General features: G+C 42.1%; 12 protein-coding genes. 3 read left to right on the top strand and 9 right to left on the bottom strand.

Going from position 1 to position 24691, the window contains the following annotated elements:
* Positions 1-200: 200 nt before the first annotated feature.
* Positions 201-395: a hypothetical protein gene (locus AC6CH7_RS14250; protein WP_498263381.1), complete on the bottom strand. Its 195-nt coding sequence runs from the start codon at positions 393-395 to the stop codon at positions 201-203.
* Positions 386-661, bottom strand: a complete 276-nt coding sequence (locus AC6CH7_RS14255; protein WP_498263382.1) for a hypothetical protein — start codon at positions 659-661, stop codon at positions 386-388. The genes AC6CH7_RS14250 and AC6CH7_RS14255 overlap by 10 nt, the downstream gene beginning before the upstream one ends.
* A gap of 99 nt (positions 662-760) precedes the next feature.
* Here AC6CH7_RS14255 and AC6CH7_RS14260 point away from each other — a divergent pair, with 99 nt between their 5' ends.
* Positions 761-1258 (top strand): hypothetical protein, encoded by a 498-nt coding sequence (locus AC6CH7_RS14260; RefSeq protein WP_498263383.1) that lies wholly within the window; start codon positions 761-763, stop codon positions 1256-1258.
* Positions 1259-1359: 101 nt separating this feature from the next.
* Here AC6CH7_RS14260 and AC6CH7_RS14265 read toward each other — a convergent pair whose 3' ends face one another.
* From AC6CH7_RS14265 to AC6CH7_RS14290, 6 genes are all read right to left on the bottom strand, one after another.
* A complete protein-coding gene (locus tag AC6CH7_RS14265; protein WP_498263384.1) occupies positions 1360-10893 on the bottom strand; it encodes a hypothetical protein in 9534 nt (3177 codons plus the stop codon).
* A gap of 51 nt (positions 10894-10944) precedes the next feature.
* Positions 10945-12204: an MBL fold metallo-hydrolase gene (locus AC6CH7_RS14270; protein WP_498263385.1), complete on the bottom strand. Its 1260-nt coding sequence runs from the start codon at positions 12202-12204 to the stop codon at positions 10945-10947.
* Between the two features lie 8 nt (positions 12205-12212).
* Positions 12213-13469, bottom strand: a complete 1257-nt coding sequence (locus tag AC6CH7_RS14275) for an MBL fold metallo-hydrolase (protein WP_498263386.1) — start codon at positions 13467-13469, stop codon at positions 12213-12215.
* A gap of 21 nt (positions 13470-13490) precedes the next feature.
* On the bottom strand, positions 13491-17003 hold the full coding sequence (locus AC6CH7_RS14280; protein ID WP_498263387.1) for a hypothetical protein: 3513 nt from the start codon (positions 17001-17003) through the stop codon (positions 13491-13493).
* A 23-nt stretch (positions 17004-17026) separates the two neighbouring features.
* Positions 17027-17755 carry a hypothetical protein gene (locus AC6CH7_RS14285; protein ID WP_498263388.1) on the bottom strand — a complete coding sequence of 243 codons (729 nt, stop codon included), beginning with the start codon at positions 17753-17755 and terminating at the stop codon, positions 17027-17029.
* Between the two features lie 74 nt (positions 17756-17829).
* Positions 17830-18165, bottom strand: coding sequence for a hypothetical protein (locus AC6CH7_RS14290; RefSeq protein WP_498263389.1), 336 nt, complete (start codon positions 18163-18165; stop codon positions 17830-17832).
* 391 nt (positions 18166-18556) lie between these two features.
* Here AC6CH7_RS14290 and AC6CH7_RS14295 point away from each other — a divergent pair, with 391 nt between their 5' ends.
* Positions 18557-20155, top strand: coding sequence for an ISL3 family transposase (locus AC6CH7_RS14295; RefSeq protein ID WP_498263390.1), 1599 nt, complete (start codon positions 18557-18559; stop codon positions 20153-20155).
* Positions 20156-20694: 539 nt separating this feature from the next.
* On the opposite strand, the gene AC6CH7_RS14300 is transcribed toward AC6CH7_RS14295, so the two are convergent.
* The gene (locus AC6CH7_RS14300; protein WP_498263391.1) at positions 20695-21759 is read right to left on the bottom strand and encodes a glycoside hydrolase family 43 protein; all 1065 of its coding nucleotides are present in this window, start codon (positions 21757-21759) and stop codon (positions 20695-20697) included.
* Between the two features lie 206 nt (positions 21760-21965).
* Here AC6CH7_RS14300 and AC6CH7_RS14305 point away from each other — a divergent pair, with 206 nt between their 5' ends.
* Complete coding sequence (locus tag AC6CH7_RS14305) at positions 21966-24368, top strand: ABC transporter permease (protein ID WP_498263392.1); 2403 nt, start codon at positions 21966-21968, stop codon at positions 24366-24368.
* Positions 24369-24691: the final 323 nt, after the last annotated feature.

Genomic DNA, 24691 nt, shown 5'->3' on the forward strand with positions numbered 1-24691 from the left:
GATTTTAACCGCTTTCCAACCGCATCCATTTCATCTATTTTTCTTTTTAAATCGGCCAATCGCTTCAAATCAGCAATAAAACGGGTTGAAATTTGTACCATAAACGACCCTTTATCGGGCAAAGACTTTTCAATAAGTTTTTGCCCGTTTTTTTTGCTCGTAACTCCTTGTTTTTCATATAGATTACGGATCGGAATTGATTACAGATCAAGCGGAATTACCTCAGCCATCTCGTCCATTTTTGTGGTTCGATGTACCCCATCTGAATAGATCAATTTTTCGGGAAATAACAACCCTACTAGGTATCTTTTGCCAGGAACGATAGCCTCATCATAGAATTTATCCAGCAAAGCGAGGTTTTGGGTCGCTTGGGATGCAATCGCTTTCATGTCCATAACACATCATCGTTTTGCACCGCAACCTCCGTTAGCTTCGCCTCCAGACGATTTATTTTCTCATTACATTCCTCTTTTATTCTACGGAATTCCTTTGCTTCAATTTCATCGGATAGCAGTAAATCCCTTGCTTTGTCAATCTGCTTATAGTATTCACCAATCTGTTTGTTTAAGTCCTTGCGCTCATCTTTAATGGCCTGTGTTTTCTTGTTATAGGCATCTGTGACTGTTTCTACAAATAATTCCGCATAATCTGGATGTAGCAAAAACAAGGTTAGTTTATTTTTTTACAGCCCAAGCGCTTTTAAAAAATGACTTGTTGAACCTGGCTACTTACCATTATTGTCGCACTAAGTATTAACTTAATGGACCAAACCATAGCATTGATGAGAAGCCCATACCTGTCTACTTTTCGAAATCAATTGTCTGAACTAAACAACCGCCTTTCACATTACATTTTTGTTTGGGAGCAGTTTTCTATCGACAACGCAGAAATTTTAGTAAAAAATAACAACAGCCAGACGATAACAGTTTATCCAGGTAACAAATTCGCACCTCAATATAACGTCAAATTAGGAAAGCTTGAAAATTCCTACGATGAAACAGCAGTGTTTATTCTGAAAAGTTTGTTTATTCTTCTTTATACGGAATTTGAAGTTTATATGCGGAATCTCTATGAATTGGCTCGTAAAACGGATAGCTGTCTGCCTCATCTCGGTGTGAAGGAGCATGTACCGGATAAAATATTTGAGCATCTAAATATGGACATGGTTACTTTGTTTAAGCAAAAGGAGATCTGGACATTAGAATATTTTCGTCTAATAGAATCGTTCACAGCGGAGGTCAGTCAAAAGGTGAACTAGCCGAGACAATAAAAGTTAATGTCTTTTTGCAATAATAATATATCTTATTGCAGAGTCCGGGTAACGATTACAAACCAGACTCTGCTAAAGAACTACTAAATTTAACCTTCCGTCAATTCATTTATATCACTAATTGCCAATGTCAGATCGTTCAGTGTAACCAGTGGTGTAGTATTATCTGATGCTGAATATATGATCAGTTTCAGCGTAAACATACCGTTCTGTGTATTAGGGTTTGTGTTTTTGAACCAGGTAATAAGCGTGGTCGCCACAGTACAAAGGAATGATTGCTGGGTGCTGCAGTATGGCGGCCCGCTTCCAATTTCAAGATCCGTTGAAAGATTTAATGGGAATGGCAGCGCTAAAAATACCGGCAGATCAATCTGGTTCCATAATCCTGTTCCGCTAAGGTTGTACGAATACAGCGCTTCAAGACGGATGGTAGGGTTGCCCGGCAGGCCGTAATTATTGAAGATCGCGTTGAACAAGCTTTGCAACTGTACTACCAGGTAATTTCCCTGTGGTTTTCCGGTACTGATGGCAGAAATATCGATCTGTGCATTAGCGGTTAGCATTGGAGCCAACGGAGTATAGAACCGGACTAATGGTGTTTGATACAGGAACAGTTGATTAGTGCTATAAGCTGTTACCAGGTTTTTATTCCGTGTAATTTGTAAGCCGGCCCAGCTCTCCTGATATTGCATTAAATTAAGAGGTGTAAGTTCAAAGCTGCGTGTATTTACCACCTGACGATTCTCATAACTCAGGTAGCTTTTGTCTGAAGCCTGGAACTGGTAGCTCACAGTGCCTGCCGAACTACTGATTTCAACCGAATTATAACCAGTAATAGTAACCATTGGAACAGCCATTCCCGCAGGGTTACCACTAATCGCTGTAACGGTTAGTGTAAGTGGAGATGTTGGATCTCCTGCGGTTGTTTCTGTTTCATCAATAGTGTAGTTAAACTCAATACCGGCATAGCTGTCATCGGCCGTATCGCCCGAAGTTTTCAGCATTGTTTCTTCTGCCGGTGGAGGTGGTGGCCATGGGTTAAACTGGTTCTGGGTACTCCAGCCGGTGGCTACAAGGGCAGCAAGTGAACCTAAAGATTCCAGGGCTGCCTGGGCATTTTGGGCAACAATGGTTTTTTGTTTCACATCCTGTGGAGTCACTGCTGCAACGTATTTCAGGAAGTCGGCAGTTAATGCCGGGAGTGATGCCGTGAACTGAGCCAGCGCATCTCCCAGTGAAACAGACGAGGTATCGGTATAACTATCAACCGGAGGTGTTGACGTATTGAAAGCAACCTGTGCAGTGATGATATCCTGAGTAGCCTCTTGCTGACTGTACTCATACATAAAGCCCCATGTTAGCGCATCATGGATAGTAGTTGTGTCACCTGTCACATTATTCTGATCATAGTCTGCCGATTGTGCTGTAACACTTGGAGGAACCGGATAAGCCCGCAAAGGCACAGGGATATCAACTGTTCCGCCAGTAGTGAAGGTCGAATTGCTCAGCGGAATTACAAATGCCAACCAGGTACTTGCCTGGTAACCTTCTACGTTTGGTACGTTTTCAATCTGATGCTCAATATTCGATAACACAAAGTCGATCTCGCTGAACTGGAAGCTTTCAACTTGTGAAGCATCCTTAACATAAAGACAATAATTCACCCACGAAGCACCATTTCCCACAGGAATCTTTCCGTTTGTAAACGAATACTGCGTAGAGAGATTACCCGTGTCTGCACCTATACTGCCTACCGGCTGAGGATCAATGCCATTCAAAGAACCGTACAGACGGGGATTGATAGGTGATGATGTATAAGGGACCATATTAGAGCCCGTGTATTGTGAACTTACCGCCAGTGGATGCTGAATGATGGTGCTTATATTATACGCATTACCAAGGCTAATGAGTAATTGCTGATTAAACACATCTTGTGCATTGGTTATCTGCGCTTCATCAAGCGGTTGGTCCAAAATGTTTGTCACCGTACCTGTGATGTAATTCGCAAGATCATTTTTAGCATCAAGTACGGCTTGCAGTGTAACGCCATTATCAATCAGGAATGCCGGAACAGAAAATTGCGGTGAAAGAAAATTATCAATCGCCTGAAGGCAAACAAGTCCCCATTGATCAAGATCAACCGAAGCAAAATTCTTCGTTGGAGCTTTTGGATTGTAAACAAATGGTGTTCCGGTTACATATGGGGTTATTGGTGTACTATTCAGTGTTACAAGGCTGGTACTAATAGGCGCCGGACTGTAATAATAAGCCGCAGGCTCATTATTTACCTGGTTAAAGGCCACATTCATTCCGTATTTTCCCGCTGCATCGAAGCGTACCACCCATACTTTCTGATTGTTACCATTGCTGGAAACATTGTCGCTGTCTACGCCGGAAGCCACTTTCAGGAAAGCTCCGCTTACCGGAGTATCAGCAAATGTTGCTTCAAACCCTGTTGCGAAATACGTAAGAGAAGCACTGGTTGAAGAGGTGCTTGTACAAGCTTCCTGCGTTATGGGACGGATAATGGTAGTGACTGAGGAAACAGCCGGAACATTCGTGAAATTTGGATCGATGTTCGCCGTACGTGCTATGGTGAGATCGGTAATAAGCTCATAGATATTTTCCATGTTTGAGGCTTGAACTACCGACACAATCGACCAGGGGACAGGAATGGTTACCGGCTGTGTGCTTATACCAGCAATGTATGCCAGGTAAGCATAAATAGTTCCTGCAAAATCAGACAAACTTTGATTTGGCGTTAGCGGTACTCCCTCAGGATACTGTGTGCTCGTATACAGTGAAGTACGGTAGCTCACTGTTACATCGGTCTGGATAAGCTGATAGTAAATTGCCGCATAGATTTCCATATCAGCTTGTGCCAATTGCTGTGGCGTTATATTGCTGTTACCATTAGCCGTATAGCGGGAAGTATCGAAGCATAAATCGATCTGGATGTTTGGAGAGCCTCCAATCTCCGGGAACGAGAAACGTGACGTAATATTCGGCCATTGGGAAAGCGCTATCAGATTATCAGTGTATGCAATGTCAGCGGTGACTAAACCAGCGGTGTCGGAAATATTGGAATTGATTGGGTTTCCGAACAGGTCTACAAGTGAGAGCTGTATACTTACGCTGTTTCCATTTCCGCTGTAAGGGTCGTTTGCTCCCACTGGGAACAGCGGGTTTGATGGCTGAATACGAGAGATAGCAAACGGATAAACCGGCACAGTTCCCTGATATGGCCATTTGCTCGTATCAGGATCATTGTTAGGTGCTCCGGGACTACTTGTATTCATTGGTCCTACAGGCATCAGGCTCTCTGGAGAGGCATTAAAAATAGTGTTTCCTTCCAGCTTGTAGCTAATTAGATTAAACTGATTCTGCAGGAACAATATATCTTCTGCCGTGCTGGCAGTAGTAGGCGGAATAGGATACGGAACTGTTGGTGTATATGTTCCCGGATTATTCATCGTAAGTTCAAAACCGGCATTCCCCGGAGGCATGGTAGCGTTGCGGGTTTTTAATGCTTCAGACTGTACGAACAGTACAGATGAAGAGATATCAATAGGATCACCAACGGCAACAGCATTCAGATAATCTCCTGAAGGTGCACCCTGATAAGTGATGAGTAAATATAAGTTGGCCAACGGATTATTGCTGAAGAGCGAATCCGGTAATCCTGCGTTTCCTGCTGTTTCATTAAAATACAGATAGAAGCCACCACTACGTGTAATGCTGCACTCCCATACAAACGACAGGAAGTCGAGATAACTATTTAGTGTATTAGGTGCGGGAGGAGTGTACACGTTTTCTACCAGCATGCGGCTCATCAATTTTGGAGCAGCTTCCGGATTGGTTTCAGTAGAGAGATTGATTTTTACAACACCTATCTGATAAGCTCCGTCTGCAAGAGACTGTACGCCATCTGTTGATGCATTGCCCGAAGGGTTCGGGTCGTACATGATACGAATCTGGTCGATCTTAGGTCCGTTTCCGCTGTTTAATGCAGCAACAATACGTTCCAGATACACTATGTCGCCTCCCGTTGCTCCTGAAAGATTATAAGTATTAGCAAACACTGGCGCACTAACGTTCTGATCGGTAAGTTTTTCAACGCCTATATTGATAAGTGTTGCCCATCCATAATTCTGTATGGCGCTTTGAGTATAGGTGTTTCCGTCAGAATTAAGCGTTTGCAGCAACATCTCAAGCTGAAGATTTGTGGTCGCATCTTGTAAAGCACCGGTCAGCGTATCCGGGAAGTACCAAAGTGAAGGCGTTCCTACTACCTGAGCAGGCGGTGTTCCGACAGGTAAAGTCAATGTACCCGGGTATTGCCACGGAATCTGCGATTTCAATGTAAACGCCTGATAAGCATCCTGATAAAGCGTTAATGCGACAGGTGGTTGTGGAGAAGTATCTTGCGTAACATTAAGTGTAAGCAAGTTGTTAATACGACTTATCTCGTTATTATCAACGTTAAGCGATGCTGCAGTTCCATCTATTCCAATCCATGCACCATTCGCACCCTGACTTAATTCCAGGTTGTAAACATCGGTTTGTTTTAGTGCAGGAATTGTTAATTGTTGACCTGTAAGCACATAAAGCGGCTCGGTATTACTTGTATCGGCAGGATCCGGTAAGCTAAGTCCATGCAGTAGGAAGCGTGCTGCCATGCTAGAATACGTATTAATATTTGCAAGGACAATTACCTGGTTAACCACATCCTGTACACCAAGGGTAGTAATGCCAGGCACTATGATAGATGATGCATTGAATGTTACCTGTGGGTTAGCTGCTGCTAATAAGTCAGTTTTAACACCATATGCGGTAGAAAGTGACTGGAAATTATCAGAAGCACCTGTCGTATAGGTTAATACAGGAATATTAATCACCGCCAATGCGGTAAGAACTTTTAGGTCAGCAACGGCATTAATTACATCAGTCACTGTAGCTTGAGCACTTCCGGTGGTTGGTACTAATGCCGCTGCAATAGTGGTCAGCGAATCTGTTGCGATTACACTGTATGGGTTAAATCCAGTTACTGTAATGGTTGTTCCCTGAACAATCAATCCACTGATACCAGAGTTGAAAGCGGTTCCAAGACTGGCAGCCGAGATCTGATTGGCCGTTTGCAGACCTATATTGTAAGCGTCAGCTATCGTGTTTAATGTATCCTCGGATGCAACCGGGTAGGTAATACCACTGAGGTAAAATACCTGTTCTTGATTTAATGTCACAGTTGCATTAGCGGTAACCACATCAGCCGCTGTAAGCGTATTGTTTAATGGAGCTTGCGTGAAATGGGTCACCACGTCGCCCAGGGTTACATTGCTATTTATTGTATAGTTAAATTTGCTGAAAGCATTGAGCGCATCCTGAATTACGTTCTTCACCATCATTTCGAAATAATCCTGGATGATGAATGTTGCAAACGATACCTCTGGTGGCAAAGCAGGAAGAGAAGGATCTTTTACCTGGATAGAATCGGGCGTGTCATTATCAGCCTCGGTACCCGATTGGTACCCAACAGTTAATTGATTTAGCTGTGTCTGTACTTCCTCTAAGTAGGAGAAAGGCTGAGTATTCGCACTAAAATCAACGGGCGTTCCCTGAGTCCCATTGAGACTGGAATTGAATATAAGATCGGGAAATATGGGCAGTACTGTAGCATTATTTTCAGCCTGACTGTCAACATTTTGAGCCTGAATATTTACTTTAAAATAAGTATCTAAGAATGCACGTATGTCGTATTCAACTTTATTACCCCCGTTATCACTGCTATTAGAATACATAATCGGGAAGAATTCTTCCGACTCGTAGGTAAGGTAATCGAAGATCCCCTGTAGCTGATCAATGGTAACAGCCTGATTCATCAAATCAGAAACTTTGGTAACAGTTCCCGGATTATTGCTGTTAACAATAGCATTAATTGCCCATTGCAGCACAGCGGTTGCTAATGTAGTGAACGTTGAATCAATTGATCCCGTAGAAGATGAAGGATCTGGTGCATCAATAAATAGCAGATTAACGAATTGAGCTTTATTGCTTCCTGAAGCATTTGAAAGCGAAAGCAGAGGAAGATACATTAAGTTTAACGTTACTTGTGTATCCGGCTGAATCGGCTGCCAAAGGATAGTGTAAGAAGGGGACGCAAGATAAGAAGCCGAAGCCATCAAGCGTTTGCTCATCATCCTCTGGCCAGATTTTAGTTGCTGATTCCATGGTGCATTTGCTGTATTGTTGGTTCCGATAGTGAATGAAGCAGAAATCGTTGCAGAGAATTTTAGCGTGATATGGATCTTGAATAAGCCAAGATTCACAGTAACAGTGAGAGAAATGCTGACCCCTGCCGTAAACGAGATATCGATAACATTGTAACACTCCAGACTAATAGTGATGTAAGCATAAGCCGTAAGGTCAAAGCTGGCAGAAATTATTGCAAAATTTACTGAGCCATAGATACGGCCCGTAAGCCCGAATGTACCGGTGGCTTTGAAGTAATAATCACCATCTCCAGAATATAAACTAGTGTCATTTACGTTAAAACGTGCCAGTACACCCTGGAAAACACCTACAGCCATCAGACTTAGTCCGGCGCTTAGTATGCCTTCGTTAATAGTCTTTCCAACACCAAGGGAAAGCCCTACACCCAACTCGATAACCGGATTAAAGTTTCCAACCTGCGAGGTTGGAACACTCGAAGAGGTAGCGCCGTTAAGCACTCCAAAGTAAAATCCCCCTTGTCCGATGAATGGGAATACCTGTATAGTAAACGAACGGGAGAAATTGTTGCTCCACGGGAAACCAAGGTCAACCATAAAGTTCCCGTTTGTATAAATCTGAATTGAAGCAGAGGGTAGCGTAATTGATACTTCTCCAAGCTCCAACGTGCGCATGGCTGTAGGAAGTTGCAGATCAATCTGATATACTCCTATCGAATCGTTCACCTTTTTATAAAGAATCTCAAAATCAAGCCCTGCGAAAATGCCGGCACTTGTGCCGGAAAGGCCAACTGCAAGTCCGTAAAGGTTGGGATCATTAAACACAATACCCAGACTTACAGTGTTCATCACTGTGCATTGCAAGCCAATAAGCCAGTTGCTTGTCTCATCAAATATGAGCATTGATTTCTGTGGCGTTGAATTTGGCTTTGGTGGGATAGGGATAATTGGTTTTTGTCCCGGCGGCTGAACCGGTGGATTACCAAAAACGGTTTTTAATTCAGAAACGGCTTGCGTTACGGTGGTTAAATTTTGTGTGGGGTAAAGCGCAACGTGTTGACCAAGCCCGAAGTATTGAAGGTCAAAAATATTACCACCAAGCCCCGGAACTTTAGGCATATTGTTTACAGGTGTTCCCTGTCCGGCTAATTGTTTTGCCGATTCGTTAGAACTATCCGAGCTGATAGCAAATCCTAGGAAGGTTCCTGTAAAGCCGAGGTATGTTTGTGCTGTAGAACCGGAGCCAGAACGTGTAAGTGTAGCTGTTTTGATATCGATAAACCCGAGGTTAAGATTAATCGGTATGCTTACTACCAAGCTGTTTTTGCTTTGATCTGCTTCTGCGATGTACTGGATGCATACAATTGAAAGTCCGTCAAGATTGATATCGTTTAACAAATTCCATGGCGGAGATAGTGTAAAGCCCGGAATAATATCGCTCATCACCGATGTAATTAACGAGCCGAGCGAAAGGTTACTTACCGTGAGTGAATATTTACTGTATGTGCTTGTTGAAGTATATTCAGCCTTGATGCCGTTCCAGATCAAATAAACATCTGTTTCGGCAGTTCCAAACTGGTAGCCGATTAAAAAGTTAAGACCAAATAGAGTTGTGCTGACCGTAATTGATCCGGAAGTGGTTGCAGGTTTTGTTCCATCCGCAGAAACATAATCCACCAGAACATTTGCGGTCATTTCTGGAAGACTGAATGCACCTACAACAAGTTGCCACACCACTGTTCCGCTTACAATGTATTCTGTTGGAGGAGTTGTTTTACCCGAAGGCGGTGTTTTTATAACGATTTGGAATGCTGTTATCTCCAGCGTACTGCCTACCCATGCCGGAACAGTACTATCTTGTGCGAAGAACTGATCAAGTAAATCAATAATATTGATTGTTGCACGCGGGGCAAGCCCTGCTGTGAAAACCCAGCCTGTTGTTTTGGCTACAGAAGCATTCAGTTGCAGAAAAGGGGCATTTGATAGCGTAATTACTCCGCCAACGTTGCCCGAATAATTATTATTGGAAGAACTGAGGGGATTTGTTAGACTTAATGAGAAATATGGGTTTTGTACGCCTATGATGTTAGGAACAATAGGAAAATCAAGAACCGAAGTTACCGACAGGTCTACCTCACTAAGTGTAACTGTGGTTGGATTAAACGAAATATTAAGGTATTCGAGGATAATTTTTTCGAGTTGGAAACCATTTGGTGCTGCCGGGGGCGGATAAGTATTCATCCCCGGGGTTGATGCCACAAGCGTGTTGTAATCTACATTATCAATTTCACCTGATATATTAAAGAACCAATCAGAACCTCCTAGTGGAAGTGTGGCTGCAACCGCAAGCGTTGCTACAGGATGTTGTGGATCGCTGCCTACCAGAAACGTTCCGTTAACAAAGAAAGTGGTACTTCGCGATGTACTGCTGAACGGATTAAAAACTTGCACACCGAAATTAGTGTCCTGAATGCTGAATTCATTTGGAATAACCGACCAGGCTGGCGCACCGATATTTATTTGAAGCTGATAAACCGTTAATGTCGATGGATCAAATTGTACGTAAAAATACGTTAATGTGAATTCGAGCAATGCGGTTAAGGAAGAAGGGAATACCTGGTATACATTTACCCCTCCAAGGTTTTGAACAAGGTTGGCAATATTTAACCCTGTTTGACCTACTTCAGAAGAAACGGCCAACGACCAGGTATTTGCCTGCGAGAAAGGATCTACAGGTAGCGTAACAGTGATTTCTGTTTCAATAGAACCAATGCTTACACCTCCGCTAAGACTGAATGAATTTGTAACTACCTCACTTTTATTCATGCTGTTGGTTACCTGGAATCCCATCGAATTCATTGATAATCCTAGCGATGAAACAAGTGGCCATGCGGGTGATATCGGGATTGCTAAAAGTCCGAAGGTTAAAGTACAGTTTGGTAAGGCGCTTGCGGATGTAGAAATTACTGAAAGCGGAACGTTGGTCATCACATACGACGGCAGCAGGTTACCTGCTACTGAATCCGAAGGTATAAGACCCGAACCAGAGATCTGTTGAATATTAAAACTGGAATAGGATGCCACTATACCGGTATTTGCGTATGTAACTGTATTTCCAGCGTCTCCGCTAGAGAGTGTAATAGTATAAGGTAGCGCATTCCAGCCCGAATAAGGTGTACAATTACCTGTAATCGTAAGTGTCGCTTTGCCTAGATCATATACAATACCGGTAGAAGGGTCTGGAATCTGAACAGTGAGCGAAGTTAGTCCCATAGTTTGCAAGGACCAGCCAAATGTAGCAGATGGAACAGATGTTTTATTTAATACCAGATTTCCGTCGGATATCGCACTTGTTAATTGGCTGGCAAGTTGCTGTAGGGTTGTAGATGAGCTCATAATGCATCAAGGTTGAATTTGTGAGTTTAGGATTCTAATTTCCGGTATCGATTATCTCCAATCGTGTCCTTTAGTACAATTGAGATAGCTGATGGTTGCAGCTCCTCTGTAGCTAAAATCAAGGTTCTTTGCTCGCTGACTCACACTGATCGGAAGATTATCGCCAATACGCGGATAGCCCGGGCCTCCGATCACTTTAAGGGTTACATCGTTATAATATTGAAGGTAATTATAAGTCCAGTAACTTTCCTGCACTCCCGAATTTTGAGGAATGAACGTATACAAGATATTGGTCCCGTTCGGATTACAAAGCAGGTTTTTGATAGCCGTCTCAGTTGGCAGAGGGTTGCGGCTGCTGCCGTATGCCCTTAAGGACGCCTGAATTACTGCCAGAAAAATGTTATTGTCTGCCGCGAATTTCTTAGTAGTACTTTCGGCACTGCCGTGGTGGCTTACTTTATGTGCGCACAAATGATAGTCCGGGTCATTGGCTACAGTTTCCAGAAAGTTGGTAACGTATGTTTCGCCATCTACATAATTACCACCAGTTACCCCACCCAGATCGCCAAACGTTGTATAGTGAAATCCCTGGAAAGAAAGTATCCATCCATACGAAAGGTCATTTTCACTTTTCGCCGTAAAGGTTCCGTTGTTGTTAGATGGGAGAAATGTCAGGAGATTGGGGCCTTTTTGATCATAAGTTGTTCCAACAGCAACTATACACTTCATAGAGATATTGACGAAGTTATTAAATAGGAAAAGATTAGCTCCTACAGTAATGACGGGTTGAACAATTCCATTGGACCTAATCGATTTAAAAAATGACATTAAACGGGGACCTCTCGGCTTGTTAAGGGTAATGCTGGAATAACACGTATCAATCTGACTACCGGCATTAGTAATGGCGGCTGACGCGACTGCGTCTCGGGTAACAACGCGCGTAATACTAAATCCATTTCCCACAGCAGTGTCAATCAGTTTTGTGAGACCACCGTAATGATCAATATGCAGGTGTGATAATACGATGTAATCAATTTTTAACCGTGTGGGAAAGCGTGCACTGATCGTATCACGTACATACCTCCAGACTTCCCCGCCACCGCTTGAGCGTTGCCCGTCGATCAACACTACGCAGGTGTCCCAAACCACAGCGCCGGTGATCGTATGGGCATTTGTTGAGTCAATAGCAATAATCAATGTTCCGTCACCATCGCCGGCACCAATATGATGCACTTCTAATCTTGGTACTTGTGCGGTTGCCTGTTTATTCCAGAAAAGGATGGCAAAAAGAAATAATAAAATATTTTTCATATAGTGTATTAATTATCAGAATGATCTTTATTGCAAGTAATAGCGGCTACTGTTGCCGGCCCGCTATAAACGCCTTGTTTTGATTTCGCATGCTGTATAGCTTTCATTCTTACATTAGTTCCATAACCTGGCACCCCCCCCATTTTCAAAATGACTTCATTGTATTCACTAAGATTTCCTTTGGTCCAGAAGCTTGCCAGCGTTCCGGGATTTTTAGGCACAAACATATATAGAAGCGTATTTTGCGGGATACTTCGGATGTTCATAATCGCAGTTTCAGTGGGCAGGGCATTTTCTGATTTTCCATAGTTTCGTAAACTTGCCGGAATAACAGATGTCGTAAAATTATTAGTTGCAGCAAACCAGGGCGAGGTACTCGCTTCGCTGCCATGATGGCTCCCTTTATTGGCACAAATATGATAACCTGTACCCATGGCGTGTTGAAGCCATTTTGTGACAGGCGTTTCTCCGTCTGTATAACCGCCACCGGAAACTCCTCCGAGGTCGCCTAAACTAAGGTAATGAAAGCCCTGAAATTCTATCAAGAACCCGATCGACATGTCATTTTCACTTGTAGGCTTATAAAGGTATTTGCCGGAAGCATTAACCACAGGAAGAAAACAAGTGTCGGCCGCCTTAGGGTTAGTAGCAAGAGTAGCCCCACTGGAAGCAACACAGATCATACTCCTGTATTTAAAGTTGAAAAGGCCCTTAAGAACATCATTAACAGGGATAGGAGATATCGTGGGATACAGATTATTTGCTTTTAGTATTTGGATGTACTTAGTGAAACTTTTGTTGTCGGGAGCAGGAGCAGAAAGGTCATAGCAAGCGTCAGGGATGTCCCCTGGTTGAAAATAGTTCTTGTAGTTAGCAAATTGACGGTCAAGTACTTTACCTATTTCCCATCCTGTTTTACTTGCTTCCTCAATAATGAAAGGTAACCCTCCGTAATGATCGATATGCAGGTGTGTAAGTACAATACAATCGATTTTTTCTAATGTTGGCGAAAGTGCGTTTACTGTATCGCGAACATACCGCCATACTTCTTTGCCTCCCGATGACCGCTGGCCATCGATCAATATGATCGCGGTGTCAAGGAAGCTTTTCCCTAAAATATTTGGGACATCAACCGTGTCTATAGCAATGATTAAGGAAGCATCGCCGTCTCGGGCGCCTATATGATGAAATTCCAGACGAGGTGTTTGGGCAGATGCGGTGCTTATTAAGCAAAGCCAGCAAATCAATATTAAAAACTGTTTCATAAGTTCAGATGTTAAGTTTGGTTAGGTTGCTTGATATCCCAGGTACCATCCAAGACTCGATGGTTGTGCATCTGCGTTAGGATCACCGAATAAATAGAAATTAACTGCTCCTGAAGGAGGGAAGCTAAATGACAAAAACTTGAGTGTGATCTGATTCATCGAAAGCATGTAAGCTACCGGATTTCCGCCTTCCTGGTTCTGAGCAGCTTGCAATTGCAGGTTGCCAATATTGAGGCTTAGTACACCCTGCAGGCTCAATGTTTTCGATTGTGTGCTTAATCCCGGAAGCTGTAACATAGCGCCCATTTGTCCGGTTGCACCGGCTGTCCAAACCATCATCATGGTGCTGTTAAATCCCAGGGCGTTTGTAAGTGCACCCATCGTTCCCATATTCAGGTTAAACACCAATCCGTACCAGGTACCGGCCCATGTGCTGCTTCCGACCATCCCAGGTATAGGAAGTGAAATATAACCCTGAGAAGAAGGTTGGCTTGAAGTATCGCCGGTAAGGATGCCAGTTAGCTGCAAGGGGAAGTGCCCATAAAGGCTGGTGCTGCGCCAGTCACTTTGTCCGAGGTCAAAAGCCATCTGACTCACATCAAACGTAAAGATTTGTACGGAAGATGTTTCCAGCGCGAAGCTCATATCAATAGCCATATTCGAATAAGAAAGGCCGTCGCCGCTAAGGAACTGATTCTTGCCATTATTATCCTGAGGACTTCCAAAAGAATAGAGATCAAATTCCTGCTGAGCGAAATTCATAAACCCCCAGAAAGAAAACTTTACATTCACCATGGTGGCATCGGTTCCATTCTGAGGTTGCTCGGTTACGAAATTTGCTTTTACAATCTCGATGCCGTTTATAACATTACTGGTAAGCGCTAATAGGTTGTCTCCAGTTTCGTTAAAGGTGTAATTTGGTATACCGTTCTGATTTTCGTAGGCACCGGTAAAAATAATGATATTAGAATTATTAACGGGTGCTACTGCACATCCAAAAAGGCTGTTAATGGCCAACTGCACATAGCTATTAAAGTTCTGAATATTGGAGTTTGCAAAAAGGACTTTGAGCGAAAGTACTTTGTAATTATAGTTGCCCGGAGGGTTAGTAACATTCTGAAGATAAGTGGTGATGCTGTCGCCATATTGGTTAAAGACGGGATCGGTATAATCGATCAAACCAAACAGTGAGCTTTGAGGATTCATAGACAGGGTGCCACCTGCTCCTGAAGAAATGTGATTCACATTAATACCAAAATGGTGTCCGTAGAATCGGGAAAGATCAATCCCGGCGAGCAGTCCCTGCAATTCCGGTGGAAAATCGCTTACGCTGATATCACATTGCAGTACTAAAATACCATTCCAGTTTGGATCCTGAACAATAGTAGAAAATTGATAATAATTTGTATCGCCGTTTTTATATTTCTGGATTGCTGTATTGCAATAATCTGTTACCCATGCCTGTAATAGCCCAAGATTCCCGTTTGCTGTACTGTTGAATACATCCGGGCTGGTCCAGGTGCTGGAATCATTAATACGGTCCATTAGTGTTCCTTCGCAAAACTTGAAAATAAATACATTCGTGAACACGCCATTTGGATCACTGGTTGGCACATTTGCCAAAAAAGGCCAGCCTTCAATCACCATTTCGCTAGCAAAGTTTGAAGGAGATGTTTGAGCACCATAGAGTACATAATCCTGCCCACCTGATGTAACCGGCTTGTTCCATGACATCACCAGGAACTGCTGATTTGTTTGGAATGCTGATTGCAAGGTTGGGTTCAGGTCGAGAAACTCCATAGTAATAGGAGGATTTCCAGCTTCGTTGACATTGGTATTGCTGGCTAAAACAAGCTGTTCCCACTGGTTAGTCGAAGTGTCAACCTGTACAAGTAATCCTTGCGGTGAGGTAGAATAAATGAGGGTGTCAGTGTCTTCGGTTGTTTCGGCCGATGCCTCTGCTTTCAACTGTAATTGTTGCAAAAGCATAGATTTAATAGTAGGCTCTAATACCGATTTTCGGTTGGTAGAAAGTACTTTAAGCTCAAAGTCGTTGTAATCATTCTCGTCAGCACTTGTTTCCGGGTCCAGCAACCGATACGGAACCATCGGAACAGGAATTAGAGGTGATCCTGATTTAAGAGTGCAGGCAACCGGCTCAAAAAATCCTAATAGGCTCGGTGAAGTTTGATTTACACCATAACCGGCAGCATACAATGAAGCACCGGTTGGCTGCGAATAATACAGGTTACCAGAGGTGTTGCTGATACCGTTACTAATAGCTATCCAGGAGGTTGTCCACGTTTCATCCAGTTGTGCTGCTCCGGATTGACTGGTTCCTTCTGATGGTGGAACATAAGCTGTAGCATATGCGGCCAGACCGTGGAAAAAAGTGAGCATATCTCCGGCATATGCTGAAGTAGCAGGTTGAAAGGTAAATGTTTCAATTCCTGACAAGCCTGCGAGAAGGTTGAGAGAGGTTCCTGGTTTTGCGGGTGGCAGGTTCCAAAGGCTCATGCTATATTGCCCTTGTGGAACCAGATCATAATCAATACCCGCACTCTGCTGATTATTGGTATATACAAGCATACCTGTAGTGTTCTGAGGCATCCAGATTAGTGTTGTATCCGGATAAGCGGAACTATTAGCGATAGAAGAAAGTCCGAGTTGCAGTCCCGAATCTGTCGAGAAGCCCGAGGGTAAAATCTCAGCACCTCCATTTCCTGTGGGTACAATAAATGTACGTAAGTGGCTTCCGGTGTTTAACTGATTATTAGGATCAAAAGACATATAATAACTGCCTTCGTTCTGTGACTGGCTAGAGTCGAACAATGGGTAAGTGAACCGATTTACCGTCGAACCTTGACCTGGATAAAAATAATTTAGTGCTGCATTGTTTGCCGGGAAATTAAAATTACTGGAAGGAACTACAAGGTCGAATACAAGGCATCCCATAAGGGGGCCAGCGGTAGGAACATAAATATTTTGAATCGGATTTTTGAAATTCGATCCGAATTGAGTGTTTAAGCTAAGTGTCGGGTTATTGGGTGTATTAAAAAAGTTGAACATCACCCCATTAGAATCTAATGAACACGGTGAGGATGAAGGTATTGCCAGCTCGATGTTTTGGCTTGGATTATACGAAAGTGGTGCTACTACACTGTAGAATGACGTATAGGAAAAGGTCAGCGCATTCATCGCAGCGCTGTTGATCACTGTAGGATCTTGCAGCCACACCAATGCATAATAGTTTAGGGCTCCTTGATTTCCATATTGGCTAATCAAGCAATTTAGCACGTTCGTTGCAAACGTGTTTGCGGATGTTTCGTCTGTCACTACGGGTGCTGTAGGACAAAATAAAAAGATCCCGTTAGGATATTGTGGAGAAGCGCCCGGGAAAAGCTCCCCGAGAGTTACACCTGAAACTGGTGGCGTTCCGGTACCATTGAAAACATATCCGCACCATCCGATATCGCCACTACTCGGAGATGTTTGATATAGGCTAGAACTGAACAATCGGGTGAATGTCGTCATTGCAAGTAGATTTAGTAGTTAAGTTATCTCAGTTCCCAAGTAGCCACAAACGCATTGAAACGTGTTGGCGGAATGGTTGAAGAACTGAAGGTAGCTAGTAAGCGTACTGATCCCATTTGCACTGTCGACGGGATTTGGAGCGTAAGCTGCATTCCCTTTTCGATCTTCATGTCCCCGATTATAATATCGGAATCATACGTAATTACTGGCGCCGTTTGTGTCAAGGTTGACGTAAATGCTAGCAGGGAGCCACTGTAAATGGCCACACTGGCATTATTTTTAGCATTGCCCAGTGGCTTAACCACAACTGTTACAATTGGGGTTAGTTGATAAATAACAGAATCGTGATTTGTTGCTGAACTTCCTGCCGGAAGCCAAGCTGCTACCAATCCGATAAAGTTCTGCGAAGAATCTCGCTGAGCTGTTGCCGGGCTTAGAATCTGTGCATTTAACTGCATTATATCCGTAATGTCATCCGGGAGCTTTAAATTTAGCAGGCATGATCCCTGTAGTCCGGGATTTCCAAAGTTAAATACAGCACTTGTCAAGGACCGCTCCAGATGCACTATCCCAGCGATAGAATCTTTCCAGAGAAACTTGCAGAGCACCCCCTTTCCTGAAGGGTCAATTCGATATTGAAACACTGCGCTACCAATTTTCCGGGTAAGCTCTGTACTAGTTTTGGAAAGTTGCGCCTTAGAAGAAAGGCAAACCAACCATAAGCAGATACTAAAAAGGAGCTTTGGATACATTATGAATAATTAACCGAGCAAAAGCTGGCGTGCCGGAATAGTTTATCCTGACATGCCAACCTTGATACGTTAAATTATTGATTCAGATTCCAAGTAGCAATCACTGCATTAAGTGGCTGTGGAGTTTTCACATTTGTATCTGTGAATTGACAGTTTAATGTTACTGTACCAGCCTGAATAGCACTTGGAAGTTGCATTTTCAATGTTCCAGAAACAATAATATAATCACCTATCTGTAAATTTGCAGGAATCTCCTGTGTAGGGGCTTGCTGTACAAGAGTAAGCGAATAAACGGTTGTGCCTGCAGAGGCGAAAACCACCTGTGCAGTGGTGTAATTCGATACAATAGTAACCTGAACAGTTGCTGTAGGATCGAGGATGTAAGCGGGTAACGTTAATGGTAAAGCCATAATGAGGATGATTTTGGTTTTTTTTATTTAATTGTTGATTTATGTTTCATGAGTTAACCGAATGTTTTTCCGCCTAAGTTTGGTAGACTTCATACCTCACGGCAAGGCGGCTGCGTTATCGAAGTTTTGAACTTATCACCGAAAATCAGTAAAGTATTACTATTGATTATTATAAGATTAAGCGATGCTGACATCTTCGTGAAAATTTATTTTCGGTATTCTTAGTGAAAGTAACTATTTTTTCATATAAAAACAATTTTACATGAAAAAAAATATTTTTTTTCATGTAAAATAACTCACAGGAGGTAAACTCTATATTTCACTAAAAGTGGTTCTTCCCCACTTTTGGTGGTAATTATGATAATTGAAGGCTAATGTTCGTTAGAAATTAATGAACCTTGCGAATCTAATTTTCTCTTCTGCTGATGTATTTAAGATTATTTCGGTAGACAATCAGACTGATCAGATAAATATATACGTTCAAAGCCGGCAGAAAATATGTTTATGTCCGAATTGCTGTGAGCCGTCCACCAAATTACATAGTTACTACACGAGGAAATTTAATGACTTGCCCACCTTTGGAAAGTCTTGCAGGATCTTTCTGAAATCTCGTAAATATCATTGTCTAACGGACGAGTGTCCACTTAAAATTTTTACAGAACGCTATGAAAATCATTTCCAACCATGCAAGCGGACAACAAAGCGTCTGGAAGATAAGCTATTTAATACTGCTTTAGAATTGGGTGGCAAACCTGCAGAAAGAATATGTTGTCATTTTTCAATACCAGTCAGCGATACTACTTTACTGAGACTTATCAATAGAGCTCCTTTACCTGCCCCAGGTGTTTTTACAGCTATAGGCGTTGATGATTGGGCCTACAAAAAGCGTGAAAGATATGGCAGCATTCTGGTAGATTTAACAACAAGAAGAGTTGTCGATTTGCTACCCGACAGAGAAGAAGAGAGTTTAATTACCTGGTTAAAGAAACAGCCAAAACTTGAAGTAATAACCAGGGATCGTTATGGCAAATACAAGCGTGCGGCAACTAAAGGTGCACCTCAGGCGATACAAGTGACCGATCGCTGGCATTTGCTAAAAAACCTCGGTGAGGCGCTCACCAAAATGATGACCCGTGAATATGCCAGATTAACTAGATCATTAGCGCCGAGGATTGAGGAAAGCCCAGTGGAAATACCTGACGAATTACCTATAAGAGAAAAAGAATTGGCCACAACGGGGATTATAAGGCGACGGTTTGATGAGATGAAGAAATTACAGGCAGAAGGTTTATCAATAAAGGCAATTGCAAGACAATTGGGTATGCATAGGGAAACCGTTAGAAAATACATGTTGACGGAAAATTTAGTCCGTAAATCCTACAAGGACAGGGGGATGATCGAGAACTACTTCAATTATATTAAAAAGCGAATGGAAGAAGATGAGGGACTTTATTTGAAAACATTATGGAGTGAGTTACGGCATATGGGTTATCCAGGAGGGTACAGCACACTCTCTGAAGCCTTAGCTTATTATGGCATTCGCATCGGGAAAAAAGCCAGGAATCCAAAAACGCCACAGCACTCAGGCTCATTCTTTAAGCCTTCTAATGCTGCAATGCTATTCCTGACCTCGGAAAACAGGCTTACCGCAACGCAGAAAAAGCTAATAGACAAATTATGTAAATCATCATGTGGCTTAGAACGCGCCTTGGTATTGGTAAGAGATTTCCGAAATCTTATGGAAAACAAGTTGGGAAATCAACTCCAGGGCTGGATAGAGAATGTACTGCACTCAGGGATTAGCGAGATGGCAACTTTTGCGAATGGTCTGTTAAGGGATTGTCAGTCCATTGAAAATGCGATCAGCTTGCCTTGGAGCAATGGCCCGGTAGAAGGCAATGTAAATAAGCTAAAGACTATCAAACGGCAAATGTATGGCAGGGCCAGCTTTGATTTGCTCAGAAAAAGATTAGTGCTGAAACCCACATAACCACCAAAAGTGGGGAAGAACCTAAAAGTGACCCTCCCATTTCAGGCCAAAATGGCCGCTAGTGTAGTTGCCGGGAGTAGTCAAGAGTTTTACGCTGATGCGCAAAACATAACCAATGATCTTTACCATTACTAAACCTTGCCTTATCGAGATATTTTAATTCGACTTGATTTAAGCACTTCTAAGCCATTCAAATACTTACTCGGACACTCTGTTGGCCTCTCAGATCAGCACCTAAAGGCTTTATACAGCTTTAAATCACGAGCACACATGATCCAAATGAGAAGCAAAAACTAGCTTCAACATATCAAAACCACCACTTTTACCGAAATAAAGGGGTCAGCTTGGAGCGTAAATTAATGTCAGTTTAATTCCCGAAATACCCAACTTCGTCGAAACATGCAGTCAAATGTCCTGAATTTAATACTGGAATTAGTTAACACTTTTGAGACAGCTTCTTTTGTTTACATCGGTTTTTCTGCTGAATGCTTTTTTTAATTAATGTTGTTTATATTTGCGTAGAGGTCAACTGCTTTAAATCAAAGAGATGCAGACTCTTCAATCTTTGTTTCTCCCGAAGGTCTCTTCATCTCTCCCCTGCCATTAGGAATGCCAAACACCGGATTTCCATCCTTTTCAAAAGTAAATCGCTGCAGATACACCTCTCTGTTATCCCAACCCCCATCCAAAGCGGCTTTAGAATGATAATAAATCCAATATTCACTGTCATCAGGCGAAGTTGTCATACTTGCATGTCCAAGTCCATGAACGGTAGAAGTACCTTGAAAAACAGGCTTTGAAGATTTTATCCACGATGAAGGATTCAGCGGATTTTTACCTTTTGTTAAACGAAGCTGCCCCAACTTATAGTGTTCAGTCCATGAGCCTCGGGTAGAGTAAATAACAAACACATCATCCTTGTGTTTCAATATTTGGGGTCCTTCCTGCAATACAATGTTGTCACCCTTTTCCCAATTGAGTTCGGGTCTAGATAATAACACACGTTTCCCAAGCGTCCATGGATTTTTCATTTCTGCGATATAGAGATTCTGATCTACATCATGATGGTCATGAAGTGTTTCCCAGCCAGACCAAACAGCATATTTCTTACCACCTAACTCTAGAACAGTCATGTCTATAGCCCAGCAATTGTCTTTCTTTTGATTAGGATCATCACCTGTGTATAGTCTTTCCTTATCTGTGTAAGGCCCAAACGGGCTGTCGCTTTCCAACACTCCTGCCCTTTGCGCATAATAAGGAGCTCCCTTATGCACAGAGCCTGCATAGTAGATGTACCATTTCCCATCGATATGATGAATTTCCGGTGCCCAAAGATTATAGCTGTTCCATTTACCTTCAGGGGGAGTCCATACTACCTCTTTCTTTTCGAATTTTGTCAGATATCTTGATTCTGTAACAGCAAACCCACCCTTTTCATTGAAAATCGTATAATATTTACCATCATGTTTTGTAATGTATGGATCAGCGCCCTTACGAAGTGGGTTCATAAACGTCTCAGAGACTTTACCCTTCTCGGTCTGTTGCGCGTTTAGGTTCAATGAAAATGCAGTTAGCAGAAAAATGATCGAAAAGACTTTGTTCATAGCGGAAATACTTTGGCTAAATATACAAAAAGATGCCTCGATCATTTCACCAACCACAAGTAACAGTATTGTTCACTTCAGAACACCTATGTTCACTTATGAACAGAGAAGGCAAAAAAATAGTTCACAACAAATTGATAATCAATACATTAAATTAAAACCTTAAATTGGCACAGGCTTCGCTGTTTACAGAAAAATGATTGGATATGTTTTATATCAATATTAAAATTGCTTTACGAAATCTTTGGAAACACAGGGGTTATACCTTTATCAATACGGTTGGCCTGTCCATAGGTATGACTTGCGCACTGATCATATTCCTTTTTATTCGACAATATCTGAGTGCCGATAATTTCCATCCAAATACAGACAAGATCTTTAGGGTAGTTTCCCTCGGTAATGGTACAGACGGAAAAGTACCTATGATGGGCGTTCCTGTACCAATGGCCGGCGCATTACGTACAGACTTCCCTCAATTAGAGAAAATTGCAAATCTCGTACAGGGTTATCATCTGGTCGAGATTGCAGGAGAAGATAGGTCGGCAAAGCAATACTATAAAGAGTATGGAACTGCATTTTATACCGACCCAGCCATTTTTGATATCTTTAATTTCCCCTGGGCGTTGGGCGACCCGGCTTCATTAAATGCCCCCAATCATATCGCACTTACCCAAAGTACGGCAACACAATACTTTGGCAACTGGCAAAATGCTATGGGTAAAAAGCTTAAGCTTAGCGGTGACGAGACTTTTTATGAGGTAACCGGAATTATAAAAGATCTGCCAAAAAATACTGATTTCCCAATTCATCTGGTCATCTCCTATCAGAACTTTGGAAATGCCACAAGTATGCGCTGGAACTCTGTAAACATGGGCCATAATTGCTATGTGATGGTAAAGCCTAATACTGATATTAAGCAATTGCAAGTTCAGCTGGATGGATATACCAAAAAATATTACGACGCAAAAGATCCGCTTTCAAATACACATCTGTTTCAACCTTTTTCTGATGTACATCTAGATAGTAAGTTTGGTAATTTTTCGCCCAGGCGATATACCCCGCTGCAAATTAATTCTTTAAGGATTTTAGGATCGCTAATCTTGTTAATTGCCTGCATCAATTTCATTAACATGGCAACGGCACAGGCAATTGGCCGTTCAAAAGAGGTAGGAATCCGTAAGGTCTTAGGCAGCAATCGTAAACAACTTCTGTTTCGTTTTTTAGCCGAAACTTTTGTAATCACGTTTGTAGCTATCACAATAGCTTGTATTGCTACTGAGATTGCACTGCCAGTAGTAGGAAATTTTCTCGGCCAGCAGATTCCATTCAATATAATTGATCATCCTATTATCCTCGCCTTTATCCTCACCCTTTGGCTGGCGGTAAGTTTTCTTGCAGGTCTGTATCCTGCCGTTTTCGTATCTGGATACAATCCAATAAATGCACTAAAGAATAAAATCATCCAGGGAAATAAGGGCATCTGGAGTCTAAGAAGTGTCCTCTTAATTTTTCAATTTACAGTAACACTGATTTTCATTATCGGAACTCTTGTAGTACTGAAACAGATCGATTACTTTAAAAATAAGTCACTTGGATTTAATAACAATGCCATTTTACAGGTCGATGTCCCGACCGATTCCGTTAACAAAACCAGGTTTGATACTTTTAAACAAAAGTTATTGCAACATAGCGGAGTAGAAATGGTAACCTATGCCTATACTCCGCCAAGCACCAGCTCCAATAACTTTACGAGTTTCTACTTCAATAACTCTTCTCAGAAAACCGATTTTCTGCTTTGTAATAAACCAGCCGACGAGGATTACTTCAAAATATTTGGTCTGAAAATGATTGCAGGAAAACCCTTGTCCAAAAGTGATACGGTGAATGGCTATATATTAAACGAAACATTGCTGCACAAACTTCATCTTAAAGATCCTAAAGATGCATTAGGAAAATATATCCAGCTAAACAGAAGACCATTAGCCCAAATAATTGGAGTGGTAAAAGACTTTAACAACCTCAGTCTGCATGGAGATATCTCTCCGGTCATATTTTATACAAGTAAAGAAGAGTACGCAAGTGCATTTGTGAAGCTTAATCCCCTCCATATGCAGGAAACTGTTAAAGAAATAGGGGCAGATTTCAAATCAACTTTTCCTGATCAATTTTATGAACCAAGCTATTATGATGAGTACATCGCCAATTACTACATCGTTGAGGAAAAAACAGCTGTTTTATTGAGCTTTTTTACATCAGTGGCTATATTTATTTCTTGCTTTGGCTTGTTCGCCCTCATCTCATTTGTAGCTATTCAGCGCACCAAAGAGATGGCAATCAGAAAAGTGTTGGGCGCTACTACAATTGAACTCATCAGCGTTCTCAATCAGTCCTTTATGAAGATGATCGTCATAGCCAATCTTATTGCCTGGCCTTTAGCCTATATCTTGCTAAATCGGTGGTTACAGGGATTTGCCTATAAAATAGATCTGCCAATGTTGCCATTTGTACTTGCAGCACTGGGCTCTGTTGGAATCATAGTGCTCACTGTAGCGCTGAGGACCTATAAAATGACTACTGCTAATCCGGTAGAAGCGCTAAAATATGATTAAACAACAAGACACATCAGACACTGATATACTGCAGTTTAGAATAATTACCTGAAGAATGTTAAATTGCAATAACCAATTTAACGCCTCAAATGAATGAACAAATAAAACTCACCACTCCTTCAAAGAAAAGAACTTTATGGACCTGTATAAATTGCGCTATAATTCTTCTTTTTATGTATGTTGGAATTTTTCATCAATATCATAATGTTAAATTAGATACGAGTTTACTTTTGGTGTTCGGCTTCAACAACCTGACATACTTAAAGCATTTGTGGATAGACACCAGCAAAATGAATTGGATAAAACACCTATTGCCCATTCTA

The sequence above is a fragment of the Pedobacter sp. GQ55 genome, assembly GCF_059758925.1.

Coding starts and splice junctions, on each gene's coding strand:
- AC6CH7_RS14250 (WP_498263381.1), bottom strand. CDS start 395: ATGGACATGAAAGCGATTGCATCCCAAGCGACCCAAAACCTCGCTTTG.
- AC6CH7_RS14260 (WP_498263383.1), top strand. CDS start 761: ATGGACCAAACCATAGCATTGATGAGAAGCCCATACCTGTCTACTTTT.
- AC6CH7_RS14265 (WP_498263384.1), bottom strand. CDS start 10,893: ATGAGCTCATCTACAACCCTACAGCAACTTGCCAGCCAATTAACAAGT.
- AC6CH7_RS14270 (WP_498263385.1), bottom strand. CDS start 12,204: ATGAAAAATATTTTATTATTTCTTTTTGCCATCCTTTTCTGGAATAAA.
- AC6CH7_RS14275 (WP_498263386.1), bottom strand. CDS start 13,469: ATGAAACAGTTTTTAATATTGATTTGCTGGCTTTGCTTAATAAGCACC.
- AC6CH7_RS14280 (WP_498263387.1), bottom strand. CDS start 17,003: ATGACGACATTCACCCGATTGTTCAGTTCTAGCCTATATCAAACATCT.
- AC6CH7_RS14285 (WP_498263388.1), bottom strand. CDS start 17,755: ATGTATCCAAAGCTCCTTTTTAGTATCTGCTTATGGTTGGTTTGCCTT.
- AC6CH7_RS14290 (WP_498263389.1), bottom strand. CDS start 18,165: ATGGCTTTACCATTAACGTTACCCGCTTACATCCTCGATCCTACAGCA.
- AC6CH7_RS14295 (WP_498263390.1), top strand. CDS start 18,557: ATGAACCTTGCGAATCTAATTTTCTCTTCTGCTGATGTATTTAAGATT.
- AC6CH7_RS14300 (WP_498263391.1), bottom strand. CDS start 21,759: ATGAACAAAGTCTTTTCGATCATTTTTCTGCTAACTGCATTTTCATTG.
- AC6CH7_RS14305 (WP_498263392.1), top strand. CDS start 21,966: ATGTTTTATATCAATATTAAAATTGCTTTACGAAATCTTTGGAAACAC.